Source organism: Capnocytophaga sp. oral taxon 326 str. F0382, assembly GCF_000318295.1.
In the GTDB taxonomy this organism is placed as follows: Bacteria; Bacteroidota; Bacteroidia; order Flavobacteriales; family Flavobacteriaceae; genus Capnocytophaga; species Capnocytophaga periodontitidis.
Genome location: NZ_KB291413.1, coordinates 89,228 through 106,432, shown reverse-complemented (window position 1 = coordinate 106,432; position 17,205 = coordinate 89,228). Strand labels below are relative to the sequence as shown.

The following is a 17,205-nucleotide window of genomic DNA, read 5'->3' as shown; positions in this document are numbered from 1 at the left end:
TTAAATAATTACTTACGTCGAACTCACGTTAATATAATAAATCCCTATACACTCTTTTTTTACCCTTAAAAAGAATTAATTATGATGAAGAAGATATTGTGGTTTTGTATGTTGTTGTTTGTAAGTACGCTGGCAGCTCAAGAAACTGAGTTGCACGGACACGTGTACAGTGTGCAGAACAACAAACCAATGGCTAATGTACATATTTTGAACCTCAACAAAGTACGAGGAACCACAACCAATGAAAAAGGAGATTTTACCATTAGAGTAACTGCTAATGATACGCTTTATATATCTTTTTTGGGGTATAAATCTACTAAAATAAGGATTACCAATGATATGATAAAATTCCAAGGGCTTAAAATAGGTATGACCGAACTCGCCTACGCCTTGGAAGAAGTCGTCGTTACCCCTTATAAACTCACCGGATACTTAGATATCGATGCTAAAAATGCTCCTATCAACAACAATACACGCTATAGCGTTTCGGGCTTAGAAATAGGTTATGAAAGCCGTGCTAATGCTAGTGCTGTAGGGCGCGTACTCAGTGCCGTAATGAACCCCGCCGACCTGCTGAGCCGCTCTTTCAGTGCCAAAGGAAAGGAAATGCGCAAACTGAGAGAGATGCGCAAAGATAATCAATTGAGTGATGCCCTTTCTACCCGTTACGACCGCGAAACTCTATTAGAACTCTTGCAAGTAGACCGCTCTGAACTCGAAGAAATCATCCGTTCTTGCAATTATTCTAACGACTTTATAATGACCGCTAACGACCTCCAAGTACTCGAAGCTATTAGTCAATGTTACGAAGAGTACAGAGTCTTACACAAGAAAAAATAAAGAGGTGTAATAACAATTTTATTTCAATTAAATCATTGTAAAATAAATATTTAACCGTTTCTTACCTCTTACCCTTTACCTTTTACCTATAAAAAATTTTGTCATTCCAAAAAAAAGATGTACTTTTGCCCCGCTATTGATAAAATAGAGAGACAAAGTATCATTTTTAATAAGATTTTAAGATTAACAAGCAATGAAAAGAACATTTCAACCTTCAAAAAGAAAAAGAAGAAATAAACACGGTTTCAGAGAACGTATGGCTACTGCCAATGGTAGAAAAGTATTAGCACGCCGTCGCGCTAAAGGACGTAAAAAACTAACTGTATCCTCAGAACCACGTCATAAAAAATAAACCTTTTTATAAGGTAAAAAGTAAGAGGTAAGAAGTAAGAGCCAAAGTTCTTATTTCTTACCTCTTATCTAATACCTGATACCTGACACCTGAAAATGAAGATTACTTTCCTCGGTACAGCCACTTCTCAAGGAGTCCCTGTAATAGCAAGCGACCACCCCGTTGGTAAAAGTACAAATCCTAAAGACAAACGCTTGCGCACTTCGGCTCTCATCAGTTGGGAGCATACCAATATAGCCATAGACTGTAGCCCCGATTTTAGACAGCAAATGCTCACTAACAACGTGCAGCACTTAGAGGCTATCCTCTTTACTCACGAACACGCCGATCATACCGCTGGTATGGACGACATACGCCCTTTTGTGCGCCTCCAAGGTGATATGCCTATCTATGCTCTCAAACGCGTAATCAACGAGTTGAGACTCCGTTTCGCCTATATCTTTGCTACCGAAAATAGATATGAAGGAGCTCCCTCAGTAATTGCTCACGAAATAGATAGTACACCCTTTAGTTTACACGGAAAAATAGTGCAACCTATACACGTAATGCACGGCAATTTGCCCATTATAGGCTACCGAATTGAAAATTTCGCTTACATCACCGATGCTAAATATATAGAAAACAGCGAAATAGAAAAACTGAAAGGGGTAGATACCTTAGTGTTAAATTGTTTGAGAGAACAAGCGCACCCTACCCACCTCAATCTATCGGAAGCATTAGAAATTATAGCACAAGTACAACCCCGCCGTACTTTCCTCACTCACGTGAGCCAAACATTTGGTTTTCACGATGAGATTCAAAAAAAACTACCCAAAAACGTATTTTTAGCTTATGACAATTTAGTGATAGAATGTTAATATTTAGTTAATTGTTATGGAAGTTATCAATAAAAACTGTATTTTTGCCCCCAAAACAAAATATTTATCAAGATGAGAAAAATTGCACTTCTATTTGTAATGGCAGCATTGGTAATGGCTTGTAAGAGCTCTAACTCTATGACTGCTAAACCTAAAGAAACTAATGTAGCCGACAAAGCTATCAAAGGTGAATGGACACTACAGTCTATTACTTATAGCGAACAAGGTAAGTTTGATGTTACCTTATTGAACGATACCTCAAAAGAATGTTTTGAAGGTAGTACTTGGAAATTTGTTCCTAACAACAACCGCGGGCACTATACTATCAATGCAGGTGGTTGCTCTACAGGACAAAGAAACTTCATTTTCGTAGTACAACAAATCGATAAATCTACCGGATATTACGATTTCTTGTTGAAACCTACTAATGAAAAATACAAATCCGAAACCAATGCAGGTATTCGTTTGCACTTAGCAAGCATATCAGAAAATGCTATGGTATGGGAACAAACCGTAAGAGTAGATGGCAAACCTTTTGTGATCTCAATGAACTTTGTAAAATAATTAAAAACCATAAGAAAAAATGAAAAAATTCGTAGTTTTAGCCTTGTCAGCAGCCGTATTGCTTACCGGTTGTGAGGCATACAATAATACAAACAAAGCACAACGTGGAGCTGTAGTAGGTGCAGCTGGTGGAGCTCTGTTAGGAGCTATCTTAGGTAACAACGTCGGTAACGGTCAAAATAGCGAACTCGGCGCAGTACTTGGTACTGTAGTAGGTGGTGCAGCTGGGGCTGTTATTGGTCACCAAATGGATAAACAAGCTAAAAAAATTGAAGAAGAAATCCCTGGTGCCGATGTAAAACGCGTAGACGATGGTATCGTGGTTACTTTTGACGAAAACAACGGAGGTGTTTACTTCGATACTAACAAGTACAACATCAACGAAAAATCAAAGCAAACCTTAGATAAGTTAGCAGCTATCCTCAAAGAATACCCTGATACTAATGTGTTAGTAGCTGGTCACACTGATAGCGTAGGTAAAGATGAGTATAACTTAGGTCTTTCACAACGCCGCGCACAAGCTGTTACTAACTATTTTAAAAGTAAAGGTTTAGCAGGCAGTCGTTTTACTACCAAATGGTACGGTGAAAAAAATCCTGTAGCAAGCAACGATACTCCTGAAGGTCGTGCTAAAAACCGCCGTGTGAATGTGGTAATCGTTCCTAACGAAAAAATGAAAGCCGAAGCTAAAAAACAAGCTGGACAATAAAAACATAACACTTCAATAGAATAAGCGTTGAGTATCCCTCAGCGCTTATTTTTTTAGTTATAGATATAACAACAAATTGTCTAATTGACTTTTTTCGCTTTTCTCTTTTCTCCTTTCATTAAAATACACTACTTTTGCCTTGTCAATTTCGGTAAAAGGCTTTAGATATAACTCTTACCTCTTACCTCTTACCTAATTAAAATGCAGATATTCAAATTTGGAGGTGCCTCAGTGAAAGATGCTGCAGGCGTGCGCAATGTCGCTAAAATATTAGAAAATGTAGGCTATGCCAATACCCTCATCGTCATTTCAGCTATGGGGAAGACTACCAATGCTTTGGAAGTGGTAGTGAACAGTTATTTCAAAGAACAAGAAAAACTCGCCGAAAGTATCCAAGTGATAAAGGATTTTCACTATCATATCATTCGCGAGTTATTCACCGATGAAAATCATCCTGTGTACTGGAAAGTCGATGGGCTTTTTGCCGAACTCACTTCCTTTTTAGAACGCAACAAGTCACCGAAACACAGTTTTGTGTACGACCAAGTAATTTGTTTTGGCGAGCTCATTTCTACCACTATTATCAGTCAGTTTTTGAATGATAATGGTATTAAAAACACTTGGATAGATGTGCGTAATCTCGTGAAAACCGATAGCAACTATCGCGATGCCTCTATTGATTGGGAAGAGACACAAAGTAATATCCGCACCCATATCAACAAATCACTGCTAAATATTACTCAAGGATTCTTGGGCAGTGATGCCAATTTCTTTACCACTACTTTAGGGCGTGAAGGCTCCGATTATACCGCTGCTATTTTTGCCTATTGCCTCGATGCCGAGAGTGTAACAATATGGAAAGATGTGCCAGGGGTGCTCAATGCCGACCCTCGTTATTTTGAGCATACTGAGCTCTTACACAAAATCCCGTATAAAGAGGCTATAGAGCTTGCGTTCTATGGAGCTTCGGTGATTCACCCTAAAACCTTACAGCCTCTACAACAAAAGGAAATTCCTCTCTATGTACGTTCATTTGTAAATCCTACAGCCGAAGGAAGTGCCGTGTGTAATGTCCCTGAATTAGAGCCTAAAGTACCTTGCTTTATCCTTAAAAAAGACCAGATATTACTCTCACTCTCCTCTCGTGATTTCTCGTTTATAGTGGAAGAGGGTATTAGTTATATTTTCAAGAGTTTGCACAAAGCACAAATGAAAGTGAGTGTGATACAAAACTCAGCGATTAGTTTCTCGGTATGTGTAGACAACAAGTTTGATACCTTGACGGAACTATTAGAAAAATTAGAAGAGCGTTTTAAAGTCTCAGTAACCGAAAAAGTAACACTTTATACCATTCGCCACGCCACCCCAGCAGCTATACAAACAGTAGAAACAGGAAAAACCGTATTACTCAAGCAAGTAGCTGCCGATACAGTACAAATAGTAGTAGCTTAAATAAAGTATTAGTAACATAAATAAAGAGGCTGCCCCCAATGCAAGGGCAGCCTCTCCTTTTTATAAAGTAATAAAGTATTACCTATCTCTAGGACCTTTATGGTATTTACCAGAAAAAATACAATCTTCACCGTAAAATAACCTAGTAGCAGTACTTAGGCTTCCAGTTACTCGTCCTGCTGCTATACTATTTCCATTGATATTGTATATCATCATCATTCCGAAGCAATCCCTTACATTAGGTTCTGCCGACCAATTTATAGCGTAAGTTCCATTGCTAGCATTAACAGACATTTTTCCGTATTTTTCGTTAGGAAGTCCTACAAAAGAAGTTTGATTTCTACCATAATCTGACCAGCTATAATCTAAGTAGTCCTTTGCTCCTTTACCATGTTCATCAATATCACTATAATATAACCTATGTCCATAGTCGTATAAGGTAAGGAGTTTGTCGGGCATTACTTCTTTCATAGCCCTCATAAACCACAAAATAGATTCATTTCCTTTCTCAGGTTTTTGTTTTAGTTTGTAGTAGTCTGCCCATTCTTCGTCTATGTCGTAACCGTCAAAACCGTACTTATCGGCATATTGTTTACATTCGCGAGCAAACTCAAGAGCTTCTTCATAGTTTTGGAAGTTATAGTAACCTACCCCTTGGTGGTTAGGCAAGATATCTACTACTACTTTAATTCCCCTATCTTTCAACGGTTTGATATACTTATCGGGGTCTTTGAGGATAGGTTGCAACTTGTCGTTGAAAGATAAATAGCGTTTGCCTTTTGGAATATCGTAGTTCATATTAGCAGCAAAAAGCACGACTATGTCAAATACTGGCTTTTTGCTATCTTTAAGTATAAACTGACCCATATTGCGGATATCCCAGTCGTTAGTCTCTACATAAGCGACCATTTTCATAGGTTCTTTGCGGTCGGGGCAGCTATAGCTTCCGGGGGGCATAGGTTTTTTAGAGGTTTCGCTAAGAGCAGAATATTCTCCATCTTTATGCACTTTTACCAAATGGAATGCTTGCTGTCCTGCCATCTCTACTTTCAAAGGGAGCAAGTAGTCGCCATAATCCAAAGAAGCAAAGTTTTTGATGGTAAGTTTTGCTTCAGCCTCAGTAGCTCCTTTGGTATAATTGCTACCTTCAAAAGTATAATTGGCTGAAGGTAACAAACTATAGTCTGAAACTCCTTTGAAAGCGTTGTAATCTTTAACGATTTTTTCCATAGAGCCAGTAAGCAAAGTAACAGCACCCGCATCGGAGGCAGCTTTTCCTACTTTGGTTACAAAAGTATAAGCACCATCGGCAGAGAGGTTTGTTACTTCCTCTTGAGGAGCCGTTTTGTAATACAAGGCACTGCCTTGGCTGTTCATAGTATTGTTCTCGGGTTGAGGCAATTCTATTTTGTCTTTGTCGCAAGCGTACAGCAATGCTGCACCTATCATTATATTAGCTATGATGTATTTTGCTTTCATATTATTCAGTTATTTTTACACCTTTTTCTTCTTCGTGTAGTTGGATAGTTTGTCTACCATATTTGTTTGCCTGACCTTGTAGGGTGAGGAAACGGTTGTTGCCAGAAGCATCAGGTATTTTATTGTCTTTCACTTCGTTCATTTTCCAGTAAGCGTACAAGCCACTTTCAGTAGGATTTACTTCGTACATACCGTCTTTAATTTGTTGGGCAGTACGAGCTACACTCCACAAACGGAGCTCGCTAAAGCGCGCTACAATACCGCGATTTTCACTCCAACTCTTTCCAATGTAGAAAGTACTAAGACTTCCTGATTTTGTAAACTCAATTACTTTTTTACCGTTTATATAAGCGATGGTTTTGCTGCCGTCTACTACTAAAGCGATATGATACCATTGATTAGTTTTGAATTTCATATCTATTTTTTGACCATTGGCTTGCAAATAGTCAGGTTCTATGCCACTATCACCAAAGCGCAATAAGGTTTCTCCTTCAGTACCCATAAAGGTAGAAATGTTTGCTTCCCCATTGTCGCCAGGACCTCTAAACTTCTGTATATTGATAAGTCCTTCCATAGTAAAGGTATAACCTATATCACTAACGCTGGAGTATCCTCCATTATCTACTGCTAAATATTCATCACGAGTAACAGCCAAGGTGTTTTTAATCTGGCCTTTTATCTTTTCAAAGCTCACCATTAGCAGTTGAGTGTTAGGGGTAACATTTGCTCCACTCACTGAGGTGAGTCGTAAGGCAAACATATAAGCAGTATTGTCTTTCAATTCATCGGAGACGGTTACTTTGGCAGTTCCTTCGTCCGATAGTATATTACCTGCTTTGATGTTCAAGGTTTTTGTATACGAAATGTATTTAGCGGGTAATACGGTGTATTTAGTGTTGTATAAGCTGTTGTATTTGGCTACTTGGCTATCGTCTAAGCTAACATAAGCAGCCAAATTACTGTTGTTCTCTTTGAACAATTGCACTTGGTAGGCTACACTTTTTTGAGTACCTACTTCATTCGCTTGCGCCGAAAGGGCTATTGGAGAGGAAAATTCGGCAGTTTTATTACCGTCTTTTTGGAGCAATACTGCCGATTGTCCTCCTGCTTTAGCTCCTCCTCCTACATCTTCTTTAGGAGCACAAGCCGCAAGGGCGAGGAACATTCCTATGATTAAATTTCGTTTCATTATTTCTATTTTTGTTGTTGTACTTTGTGAATGATGCCTCTCAAGGTTTTGAAAGTAGTTTTACCCGAAAGGTTGTAGTAATCTTTTTCGATGTGGTAAAGGGCTACCCCAGCGCGGTTAGAGGCTTTCCAATTAACGATATCTACTGTTCGCGGATAGCGACCATCTTTGCCGTCGGGATTGAAGTTAGTGGTATCGCTAAAACCATCAGCGAGACCTTCTTCACTGAAATCAGTAGAGGGTAAATAGCGCAAGGGTTTCCACTTTTCAGCTTGTTCAGTAAAACTGCGTAATAGCTCATTGTCCTTTTTGCGGAATATGACCCAATTAGCTTTGTCAATTGGTTTTTCCTCGCTTGTTAGTCCGTACTCACCATACATATTTTCAACGGCAAAGAGCAAGTTACCTTTATTAGCAACAATAGCCGAAAGTACCGCATCAAAAGCCGCTTGAGAGAAGTAATCGCTACTTTCTTGCGGAAACTCTACACTCACACCGTTAAAACCATTGGCTTTGGCGATAGCGAGAGCATCGTTAGCTTGCTTGGTGAGCTTGGTAGTATCGGTAGTGGTAGCTGCCGAAAAGTCGATACCGAGCAATACTTTAGTCGCTTTCTTTTGTTGTACGTCTCTCAAATCGTTTTGGAGTATTTCGTCGATAGCGTTGTAGTTGTTTTTCACAACAATCACATCTAAGCTATCGGGGGTATTCATCAGGATAGCCCCTGCTTCTTTTCCCCAATTGTAGAGCATTCCCATAGTGATTGGGCGCTTGTTTAGGTCGGCTTTGTATTGAGTAAGCGCCTGAGTGTTGATTTCACGTTTGGGAGTGTCAATATCTATTGGTTCAATATCGTTACAAGCAACGGCGAGTAACGAGGCTATGAATATTAATTTTTTCATTGCGATAACATTTAAAGGTTAAGTTATTTCTTCACCCACCAAAGGTCGGTAGCACCATTATCGGCACCGCCTAAATAACCTACAGCAGCGTTGCGGTTGGTAGGGTTGTTAGTAGTCTCTTTAGAAGAGAAAGGCAAACGGCGCATACCACCAGTGTCTTTGCCATTTACTTGGTTTACCGAAGTAATCACCCCATTGCTGCGGTTTTCTACGGGAGCCATAAGGTTAGGATAACCCGTTCTGCGCCATTCAGCCCACGCTTCGTGTGAGTTGTAAGGGTACATCGCAATCCATTTTTGAGTGATTATCTTTGATAATTTCACTTCATTGCTGGCACTGTCATCCCATTTTACGGTAATAGCCGATGAGAAAGTAGGGTTGTTGTAAGCACTTTGTCGAGGGTCGTAATAAGCACCACGAACACTAGTGTTGCTCAAGTAATTTCCTATGGCAACATTGTGTTGAGCGAATGATAGTTCAATACCTTTTTTATACAAGTTTTCGGCGGTATCACCTACAAAACCCCAGCCTTTGAGTGCCATTTCAGCTTTGATGAAAGCTACTTCGGCAGCAGTAATCCACACCATAGGTGATTCTTTAGTGAGCTTAGGAGCTGAAAACTTGGCAGGATCTATTGTGATAGCAGGAGCACCGCTTCTTAACCCGATGTACTTTTGAGGTAAGCCTGTAACTTCAGTGAAATAAGCTTCGCGACGTGGGTCGGAAAAGGCATTCATATAGGCTACAATATCAGCGCCTGCACGTGAGTCGTTCCAACTTACAGCTACTTTGAAAACTGAATTGTCTTGAGTTTCAAGCATAGCGTTATCGGCATTTTCGGTAATCACACCATTGTTAATAGCAAATTGAGCATACGCTTTGGCGTTAGTTTCATCTACATCGCTCATACGTATTGCTATACGCAATAACAAAGAGTTAGCGTATTTCACCCATTTGGTCATATCACCTTTGTATACAAGGTCAAAATCGGCATATTGGCGGTCGGACGCATCTACAGCTTTCAAGGTGTTGATAGCAGCTTTGAGGTCTTCAGCCATATATTTGTACAAATCCGATTGTTTGTCGTAAGGAGTTTGGGTTTTACCAGCTTCCATTTTGGAGTAGGGTAGAGGGCCATAACTATCGGTAAGCCAATGAGTGATAGCCACGCGTAACACAGTACCCCAAGCAAAATAATATTTGCTCATATCGCCTTTAGAATAGCTTTTTAGGGCAAAAAAGGCAGGATAGAGATGCTTGGTATAAGTGTCGTCGAACACATAGTCAGTCCAGCCTGTACGTGGGTTATACACAGGGTAATCGGCTTGGAATTTAGGTTGTGAGGCATAACCTGCATACGGAGTAGCGGGCAGGTCAAAACACATTTGGTAAGAGTTTTCCTGCTGAGGTACTACCAATTTTTGCAAGGCAACGAGCTCATTTCCTCCTTGTGGGATTCTACTAAGCTGTTCATCAGTAGCTCCGTAAGGGTTTGTGTTGAAATCTTTAAAATCTTTAGTACAGCCTACAGCGAGTAGCGCTAATACAGGGATAATATATTTTTTCATTCTTTTTGCGCTTATTTAAAAGTTTGCTTTGATACTAAAACCATAGCTTCTAAGGCTTGGCAACATAAAGTAGTCTAAACCTTGAGCGTAGTTACCAGTAGATGAAACGGCTTCGGGGTCGAAAGGTGCTTTGCTATAGAGCATTGCTAAGTTTCTACCTACTATCGAAAGGGTAACATCTATTTTATCATTCACGAGTTTGCGAGGCAAACGGTAAGAAACATAAGCTTCTTGCAAGCGGAAGTTAGTAGCCGAATAGGTGTAGTATTGAGCGATACGTCCTTTTCCGCGTTCTTCAAAGTAACTTTGGGCAGGTACTCTGTAGCCATTGATATTTACGCCTCCTGCATCGCGAGCCTCAGCCGATTCTTTAGAAACACCGTAGTGGTCTAAGGCTGCTTGAGTCATAGAGATAGCAACTCCACCGATACGTCCAGCCAGCATTGCACCAAAGCCTATATTACCAATATTGAAATCGTTGCGCCAACCTAAGTTGTATTTTGGTAACACGCTACCTAATTTCACATAATCGTTGAAATTGTTATAATTCTGTACACTCACACGACCATTTGAATCTAATAACAAATTGCCATCGGCATCGCGTTTGAAATCGTTAGAAGCGTATACATCGCCTAAAGTACCTCCTGTTCTAAGGATATAGCGAGCACCACCAATACCTCCTTTTTCTAAGTAACTGCGACCTTCGCGTTGCCCAGTAACGGGGTTGATGTAATCTTCAACAAGCGACATAATTTTGTTTTCGTTGTAGCTCATTGTAAAGTAGCTGTTCCAGTTGAATTTATCTTTGATTTTCAAATCGTAACCTAAGCCCACTTCAAGTCCGCGGTTGCGTACATCACCTGTTTGCAAGTAGATGCCGTCGTAACCTGTAGAAGGTGAAATCTCAGCCTTGATAGTTTGGTTGTAAGTGTTAGTTTGATAAACGGTAGCATCAAAAGAAAGGGTACCTTTGAGCCATTTGGTAGCGATACCGACTTCGTAAGAATCAGTGCGTTCAGGGCGCAATTCCCCGATAGGGAAATACGAAACCGCTTTCCATACTTTAGTATCTTCGTTGAAAGTGAAAGTAGGGGTAGTGAGTTCTCTATCAAAAGGAGAAGCTACCGAACTGAAGGCTACACGCATTTTAGCAAACGATAGAGTATTGTATAATTTAGCTTTCTTTTCAGCTGAAAGCAAATCGGTAAGTACTCCTGAAAGTCCCACTGAAGGATAGAAGAAAGAAGATTGTGGAGAGTTTGCTAATTGTGAAGCCCAATCGTTACGACCAGTGAGGGTGAGGTAGAGCCAACTGTTGTAACCTACTTCCAAACTACCAAAAATAGATTGAGTTTGTTCGGTATAACCTGATTGGTAAGGGCGAGTTTTGGCAGCACCTTGGTCGATATTGAAAGCGTTGAATACGTTAGGAATACCGTCTTTGCGCAAAGGTCCTTTATAGCCTAATTCGTCATAACGTGTGTCTTGCAAAGAAGCCCCGATATTGGCTACTAAAGAGAAACGACCTACACCTTCCCATTCAAAATTCTTGTTGAGGTTCGTTAGAACATCTAAGTAAGTTTGTTTTTCATAACCACGAGCAATACCAAAATAACCTGTTTTGCTCATATCCAATAGCGACAAAGTAGAAGCATAACGTTTGTCGGTGCTGGTGAAGTTGGTGTTATCGGTGCGCACACGACCTGAAATATCCCATTTTTCAGTAGGGCTCCATTGTTTGAGGTCGAGGGTAACGCCCAAAGAGAGCATATTGCGTTCGCGTTTGCTTTCGCGCAAGTTGCGATAAGCTACCCAATATGGGTTTTGCAAAGTGTAATCACCTGCAAAGCTACCGTTGAAAGTACCGTCGGAACCAGCTGCAAAATCCCCCCATACTTGTTCATAAATATGATTAGTAGGGTTGTAACGTTCAAACTGACGAGCGCGTTGCAAACCGTAACCACGAGGCATCAAATAAGCACCTACTAAGGGGTTCATATATTCCCCTTGGTTAATCATATTGAGGTGGTTTTGGAGAATGTAGCTCGCTGAAGCATCAATGCGCAAACGGTCGTTAAGCAAGTGGGTAGTGTTGCGCACTGTAAAGTTGTAGCGGTTGTAATGGTTGTTAGGTACCAACCCTTCGGCATTGGTAGAAGCTGCTGAAAAATAAGTTTGATTCTTTTCAGTACCTCCAGAAAGCGCTACCGAATTGGTAAGAGTAGTGGCAGTTCTAAAGAAGTCCTTCACATCGTAACGACTGGCATCGCTGGGTAATTTAGCTCCCCAAGAAGTTACTTTGCCATCACTGCCATAGCTGTTTTGGAATTCAGGTAAGAGAAAAGGATTGGCAAATTCAGTGTTTGAAGATAGCTGAATGTTCATTTTGCCCTCTTTACCTTTTTTAGTAGTGATAAGGATTGCCCCATTGGCAGCAGCCGAACCATAGAGCGCAGCAGCCGATGCCCCTGTAAGTACCGTCATACTTTCGATATCGTCGGGGTTGATATCAGCAATACTTTCGGTAGTTCCTTGTGAATTGAATCTACCGCTACCTTGAGTAGAAGTGGTGGAGAGCATAGGTACGCCGTCTACCACATAAAGCGCGTTGTTGCTTTTTTCAATAGATTTAGCACCACGCATCACTACTTTGGTAGCACCTCCTACACCTGAAGAACTGCGGTTAATCGTTACCCCCGCTACTTTACCAGTGAGCGAGTTGATAAAGTTCGCATCTTTCACTTTAGTAAGTTCTTCGGCGTTTACCTGTTGTACATTGTAGCTCAAAGCCTTTTGTTCACGCTTGATACCTAACGCCGTAACTACTACTTCGCCAAGTTGTTGCGCTTCTTCTTTAAGGACGATGTTTAAAGTAAACGTCCCTTTTTTAGTATCAACCTTTTTAAGCTGAGAAGCATAGCCTATAGAACTAAATTCAAGTACTTCATTAGGAGCGACTTGAATTTCGTACTTCCCATCAAAATCGGTTGAAACACCACGAGTTGTCCCTTTGACAACCACACTCACCCCAGGAAGGGGCAGTCCATCGTTACCTGTAACAGAACCTGTAACAGATACTCTCGTTTGTGCCATTGCTACAGTGCAGCATAGTAACAAAACGAATAGCAACATTGATTCTTTTACTTTCATTTAATAAAAATTTATTTTCGACAAAGGTAGGAAGTTCTTAATAAACTGCCAAATTTTAACGAATAAATTTATTAACAAAATTTAAATTTTAACATTTCGATTTCTGTAACCTTTTATCAATCAATCGAAAAGAATTTAATTGAAAAAGTGCTTTTTCAATCTAAAAAATACAAAAATCGAAAAATAAAGGTTTTTTTGATGGAAATATTTTAATTATTTTTTAAGAAAAAGATATTACCATCTTATGAAAAAATAAGATTTCTTTATTTCTAAATAAATGTTAATATTTTTCTTTCGTCTAAAATCGTTAGAAACTTGAATGATATTCGTTTTTATAGATTGTCTTCTTGTTTACTTGTTAATTCTCAATTAATTTGTACCTTTGCCCAAATTATAAATTATAAACGAACAAAAACTAATGAAGAATTTTATAGAAGAATTGCGTTGGCGCGGTATGATTCAGGATATAATGCCTGAAACTGAACAACATCTTATGGAAGGATTACGCGCCGCTTATGTGGGGTTTGACCCTACAGCCGATTCGTTACATATCGGGCACTTAGTGGGCGTGATGATGTTGCGCCATTTCCAAAATTGCGGTCATAAACCCTATGCACTTGTAGGGGGGGCAACAGGAATGATAGGCGACCCTTCAGGTAAATCGGCTGAACGCAATTTGCTTACCGAAGAAGTATTAGCACATAATATAGAGGGTATCAAAAAGCAATTAGCAAAGTTTCTTGATTTTGAAAGCACTGCACCTAATCGCGCTGAACTCGTGAATAACTACGATTGGATGAAAGAGTTCTCATTCCTTTCATTCATTCGCGATATTGGTAAGCACATCACCGTAAACTATATGATGGCTAAGGATTCGGTAAAAAAACGCTTTGACCCTAATGAAAATACCGATGGGATGTCGTTTACTGAATTCTCATACCAACTCTTGCAAGGTTATGACTTTTTGCATCTCTACCAAGAGAAAAACCTCACCTTGCAAATCGGGGGGTCTGACCAATGGGGAAATATCACCACAGGTACTGAGCTTATTCGCCGTATTGCAGGTGGAAAGGCGTATGCCCTCACTTGCCCGCTGATTACCAAAGCCGATGGTACTAAATTCGGTAAGAGTGAAGGCGGTAACGTATGGCTCGACCCTGAGAAAACTTCACCTTACAAGTTCTTCCAATATTGGATTAATACTTCCGATGCCGATGCCGAACGCTATATTAAAATCTTTACAATGCTCAGCAAAGAGGAAATCAACAGTCTCATCGCACAGCACACCGAGGCACCTCACTTGCGTGTATTGCAAAACAAATTGGCAGAAGAACTCACCCTATTAGTACACGGACGCGAAGAGCTTGAGAAAGCTAAAAAAGCATCACAAATCCTCTTTGGTAACTCTACTTCTGCCGATTTGCGCACTTTAGACGAGAAAACTTTCTTAGAAGTGTTTGACGGCGTACCTCAAGCCGAAGTAAGTGCCGCCGATATTGCTGGTGGACTTGATATGATTGCCATTCTTTCAGCAAAAACAGGTTTTATCAGTTCTAATTCCGAAGCACGTCGTGCCTTGAAAGAGAATTCTATTTCCGTAAATAAAGAGAAAGTAGGTGAAGACTACCAGATAGGGGAAAAAGACCTTGTAGATGGAAAATTTATCTTATTACAACGCGGAAAGAAAAACTACTTTATAGTAAAGAAAGTATAATTCTTTATAATATCCAACTTTGCCAAAGTTTCCCTGCCCGTGCGGCTCGCACCTTTGGCAAAGTTTATTATTTTTAATTTTTCACTTCTTACCTCTTATCTATGAAAACATTCCTTCCCCTTATATTATGTTTCTTACTTATCGCTTGTAAAACAGTAGATATGACGGTGCTAAATGATGTGTCTTTTTATGCTTTTTCTAAAGAAAAGGAGGAAGAAAATGAACGTAAATTTCCTTTTGTGCCGTTGGAGTACCAACAGCAAAAGGCACTAATAAATAGCTTTCGGTTGCGTTTTAAAAAAGATTCTTTGTTTGTAACTTACGACTCAATTGCTAATGACTCAACTATTCCTGTAGTAAGAGGCTTTAAAGGTAAGCAAAAACGGCGCTTTTGGCGCTATTATGCTGCTTGTGAAATAGAACCTTATTTTCCTATTTATATGAGGATTTATATTCACCGATTGCGTTTGCGCCCTACTGAAGAAGGAAATTTGAGAGTAGATACTTATGTAGATAGAGAAGGGGCTGTATTAGCTGTATTAGGAACTGGTTATTCCTATAAATTGAAACATATTTATAAGCGTATCAATGATGAAGAGCTGATGATTCCTTTTTTTGAAAATGGTAAATATGGTATCAACAAGGGAGAAAAATTGTTTATACCTGCTCAATATGATTATATCAGTGCCTATACCGATGGCTTTTTTATTGTAGAACGAGAAGGAAAATGGGGTACAATTGATAAAAATGGTCAGATGATTATTCCTTTAGAATACGATGCTTTGCAATATGACAAATCAGTAGACAGTCACCCTTTTTTTATAGCACAAAAAGAAAGGCGATACGGATTTTTAGAACCTTCAGGAGTGCCTATATTGCCTCTTATTTATAGTTATATAGAAAAACAATCTAATGAGAGAAGTTACATTTTAGGGATAGGTAATAAAGTAGGGTATTTTACTTATTACACTAATTCTCCATCTCAAATGCCTTATTTATTTATTCCTGCTGTATATACCAAAATAGAAAAGCGCACTCTTAATTCAGATTATATATTAGTATACGATGGAATAACACCTCTTTTTATAGATCACAAAGGTAATGAATATGATTTGCAAATAGTTCATTTAAACAAGTGGGAAACTTTTATGGGTGAAAAGTTGGGGAAGGAATGCATAGTAAAGATTGATAACAGTTTTTATAAACCCAACTTAGAGACTAAGCGCCCCGCAATGCGATCTGAAAATCCTACAATTATATTAGAAAAATGAAAAAACTCTTCTGCCTTATTCCCTTTCTCTTAATAGTAGCTTGTAGTAGCACCAAAATGGATATGTCTGTGCTAAACAATCGTACTTATTACGCTTATTCTTATGAAACAGATGGTAGTAAAGGTAATTGTTTCACTTTTTTGCCTCATAGTTATTTAGACAAAGAAGGAATTCCGATGCGTTTTCAACTACAGTTTAAAGGTGATTCACTACACGTGAATTATGAGATTTTTAAAGAAGGAAAAGTACTTATAGGAACTAAAAGTATCAAAGGAAAACTTAAAAAAGACGGCTGGAAGTATGTATCGCGTAGCTTGCTGCCATTCTTTCCTGTATACTTTTATTCCTCAGTTTACAAGGTATTGATATATCCTAATATTGAAAACGATATGCGTGTGGATACTTATAGTAGTACAGGGGGCTGTCTGTTCTTGTTTTGTGCAGGTGGAACAGGATATTCGTCGCTCAACACATATAAAAATGAAGAAGATATTCAAACAGCTATTCCTTATATAGAAAATGGTAAATTTGGTATCAAACGTCAAGGGAAAATCATACTCCCTGCTTGTTATGATCATATCGATATTTTTGATAAAGGAATCGCCAGAGTAAAAAAAGATTCACTATGGGGAACGATTGATAATCGCGGAAAAATTGTGATTCCTGTTGAATATAAGGTGTTAGAAAAAGAGTATTATACCACTCCTAAATTATTTTTAGTAGAAAAAGATAAGCGTTGGGGATTTTTAAATGAGCAAGGAGAAACAGTTTTGCCTATTATTTATGATATAATTGATAGATTAGGTTCTAACTTCAACCTATACTTAGGTGATAAAAGAGGATATTTCAAATATTATAAAGGTAAAGAAGATGAAAGTAGATTTATACCTGCTTGTTATACAGCTATAAACGAATCAACTTTATGGAGTAATTACACCTTAGTTTACGATGGTGATACTATATTATTTGTAGATAAAGAAGGCAATGAGTACGATGCAGTAACCAACGAAGTGAGAGCTATAGACGCTTTATTTGGCTATCCGCAGCGTGACAGCGAAGTAAAAATAGGTGATAAGTACTATCGCCCTAATATAGAGAGCAAACGCCCTCCAAGAAAAGAATAAGGGCTGTCCGAAAAGTCTAAAAATCGCTTTTGCA

14 protein-coding genes are annotated in these 17,205 nt (G+C 39.1%); 9 read left to right on the top strand and 5 right to left on the bottom strand.

Annotated features, from left to right (window positions below; all coding sequences use genetic code 11):
• Positions 1 to 81: 81 nt before the first annotated feature.
• From HMPREF9073_RS08165 to HMPREF9073_RS08140, 6 genes are all read left to right on the top strand, one after another.
• Complete coding sequence (locus tag HMPREF9073_RS08165) at positions 82 to 840, top strand: carboxypeptidase-like regulatory domain-containing protein (protein ID WP_009413371.1); 759 nt, start codon at positions 82 to 84, stop codon at positions 838 to 840.
• Positions 841 to 1,033: 193 nt separating this feature from the next.
• Positions 1,034 to 1,192, top strand: coding sequence for a 50S ribosomal protein L34 (rpmH, locus tag HMPREF9073_RS08160; RefSeq protein ID WP_002669412.1), 159 nt, complete (start codon positions 1,034 to 1,036; stop codon positions 1,190 to 1,192).
• A 95-nt stretch (positions 1,193 to 1,287) separates the two neighbouring features.
• Complete coding sequence (locus HMPREF9073_RS08155; RefSeq protein WP_009413370.1) at positions 1,288 to 2,049, top strand: MBL fold hydrolase; 762 nt, start codon at positions 1,288 to 1,290, stop codon at positions 2,047 to 2,049.
• A 72-nt stretch (positions 2,050 to 2,121) separates the two neighbouring features.
• Positions 2,122 to 2,613: a lipocalin family protein gene (locus tag HMPREF9073_RS08150; protein ID WP_002680690.1), complete on the top strand. Its 492-nt coding sequence runs from the start codon at positions 2,122 to 2,124 to the stop codon at positions 2,611 to 2,613.
• Positions 2,614 to 2,632: 19 nt separating this feature from the next.
• Positions 2,633 to 3,322, top strand: coding sequence for an OmpA family protein (locus HMPREF9073_RS08145; RefSeq protein WP_009413369.1), 690 nt, complete (start codon positions 2,633 to 2,635; stop codon positions 3,320 to 3,322).
• A gap of 201 nt (positions 3,323 to 3,523) precedes the next feature.
• Entirely contained in the window at positions 3,524 to 4,774 is a 1,251-nt protein-coding gene (locus tag HMPREF9073_RS08140) for an aspartate kinase (RefSeq protein WP_009413368.1), read from the top strand.
• Between the two features lie 78 nt (positions 4,775 to 4,852).
• Here HMPREF9073_RS08140 and HMPREF9073_RS08135 read toward each other — a convergent pair whose 3' ends face one another.
• From HMPREF9073_RS08135 to HMPREF9073_RS08115, 5 genes are read right to left on the bottom strand one after another with little or no spacing between them, the layout of a single operon-like run.
• Entirely contained in the window at positions 4,853 to 6,253 is a 1,401-nt protein-coding gene (locus HMPREF9073_RS08135; RefSeq protein ID WP_009413367.1) for a BT_3987 domain-containing protein, read from the bottom strand.
• A 1-nt stretch (position 6,254) separates the two neighbouring features.
• Complete coding sequence (locus HMPREF9073_RS08130; protein WP_009413366.1) at positions 6,255 to 7,442, bottom strand: DUF1735 and LamG domain-containing protein; 1,188 nt, start codon at positions 7,440 to 7,442, stop codon at positions 6,255 to 6,257.
• Between the two features lie 5 nt (positions 7,443 to 7,447).
• Positions 7,448 to 8,344 carry a glycoside hydrolase family 18 gene (locus HMPREF9073_RS08125; protein WP_009413365.1) on the bottom strand — a complete coding sequence of 299 codons (897 nt, stop codon included), beginning with the start codon at positions 8,342 to 8,344 and terminating at the stop codon, positions 7,448 to 7,450.
• Positions 8,345 to 8,367: 23 nt separating this feature from the next.
• On the bottom strand, positions 8,368 to 9,912 hold the full coding sequence (locus HMPREF9073_RS08120; protein WP_009413364.1) for a SusD/RagB family nutrient-binding outer membrane lipoprotein: 1,545 nt from the start codon (positions 9,910 to 9,912) through the stop codon (positions 8,368 to 8,370).
• A gap of 15 nt (positions 9,913 to 9,927) precedes the next feature.
• A complete protein-coding gene (locus HMPREF9073_RS08115) occupies positions 9,928 to 13,062 on the bottom strand; it encodes a SusC/RagA family TonB-linked outer membrane protein (RefSeq protein WP_009413363.1) in 3,135 nt (1,044 codons plus the stop codon).
• Between the two features lie 418 nt (positions 13,063 to 13,480).
• Here HMPREF9073_RS08115 and tyrS point away from each other — a divergent pair, with 418 nt between their 5' ends.
• The 3 genes from tyrS to HMPREF9073_RS08100 all read left to right on the top strand — a co-directional run bounded on the left by tyrS (position 13,481) and on the right by HMPREF9073_RS08100 (position 17,171).
• Positions 13,481 to 14,776, top strand: coding sequence for a tyrosine--tRNA ligase (gene tyrS, locus HMPREF9073_RS08110; RefSeq protein WP_009413362.1), 1,296 nt, complete (start codon positions 13,481 to 13,483; stop codon positions 14,774 to 14,776).
• A gap of 101 nt (positions 14,777 to 14,877) precedes the next feature.
• Positions 14,878 to 16,047 (top strand): WG repeat-containing protein, encoded by a 1,170-nt coding sequence (locus tag HMPREF9073_RS08105; protein WP_009413361.1) that lies wholly within the window; start codon positions 14,878 to 14,880, stop codon positions 16,045 to 16,047.
• On the top strand, positions 16,044 to 17,171 hold the full coding sequence (locus tag HMPREF9073_RS08100; protein ID WP_009413360.1) for a WG repeat-containing protein: 1,128 nt from the start codon (positions 16,044 to 16,046) through the stop codon (positions 17,169 to 17,171). The genes HMPREF9073_RS08105 and HMPREF9073_RS08100 overlap by 4 nt, the downstream gene beginning before the upstream one ends.
• Positions 17,172 to 17,205 lie beyond the last annotated feature (34 nt).

What these genes read in the sequence shown, in the direction of transcription:
- HMPREF9073_RS08165 (WP_009413371.1), top strand. Translation starts at nt 82, where the DNA reads ATGATGAAGAAGATATTGTGGTTTTGTATGTTGTTGTTTGTAAGTACG.
- rpmH (WP_002669412.1), top strand. Translation starts at nt 1,034, where the DNA reads ATGAAAAGAACATTTCAACCTTCAAAAAGAAAAAGAAGAAATAAACAC.
- HMPREF9073_RS08155 (WP_009413370.1), top strand. Translation starts at nt 1,288, where the DNA reads ATGAAGATTACTTTCCTCGGTACAGCCACTTCTCAAGGAGTCCCTGTA.
- HMPREF9073_RS08150 (WP_002680690.1), top strand. Translation starts at nt 2,122, where the DNA reads ATGAGAAAAATTGCACTTCTATTTGTAATGGCAGCATTGGTAATGGCT.
- HMPREF9073_RS08145 (WP_009413369.1), top strand. Translation starts at nt 2,633, where the DNA reads ATGAAAAAATTCGTAGTTTTAGCCTTGTCAGCAGCCGTATTGCTTACC.
- HMPREF9073_RS08140 (WP_009413368.1), top strand. Translation starts at nt 3,524, where the DNA reads ATGCAGATATTCAAATTTGGAGGTGCCTCAGTGAAAGATGCTGCAGGC.
- HMPREF9073_RS08135 (WP_009413367.1), bottom strand. Translation starts at nt 6,253, where the DNA reads ATGAAAGCAAAATACATCATAGCTAATATAATGATAGGTGCAGCATTG.
- HMPREF9073_RS08130 (WP_009413366.1), bottom strand. Translation starts at nt 7,442, where the DNA reads ATGAAACGAAATTTAATCATAGGAATGTTCCTCGCCCTTGCGGCTTGT.
- HMPREF9073_RS08125 (WP_009413365.1), bottom strand. Translation starts at nt 8,344, where the DNA reads ATGAAAAAATTAATATTCATAGCCTCGTTACTCGCCGTTGCTTGTAAC.
- HMPREF9073_RS08120 (WP_009413364.1), bottom strand. Translation starts at nt 9,912, where the DNA reads ATGAAAAAATATATTATCCCTGTATTAGCGCTACTCGCTGTAGGCTGT.
- HMPREF9073_RS08115 (WP_009413363.1), bottom strand. Translation starts at nt 13,062, where the DNA reads ATGAAAGTAAAAGAATCAATGTTGCTATTCGTTTTGTTACTATGCTGC.
- tyrS (WP_009413362.1), top strand. Translation starts at nt 13,481, where the DNA reads ATGAAGAATTTTATAGAAGAATTGCGTTGGCGCGGTATGATTCAGGAT.
- HMPREF9073_RS08105 (WP_009413361.1), top strand. Translation starts at nt 14,878, where the DNA reads ATGAAAACATTCCTTCCCCTTATATTATGTTTCTTACTTATCGCTTGT.
- HMPREF9073_RS08100 (WP_009413360.1), top strand. Translation starts at nt 16,044, where the DNA reads ATGAAAAAACTCTTCTGCCTTATTCCCTTTCTCTTAATAGTAGCTTGT.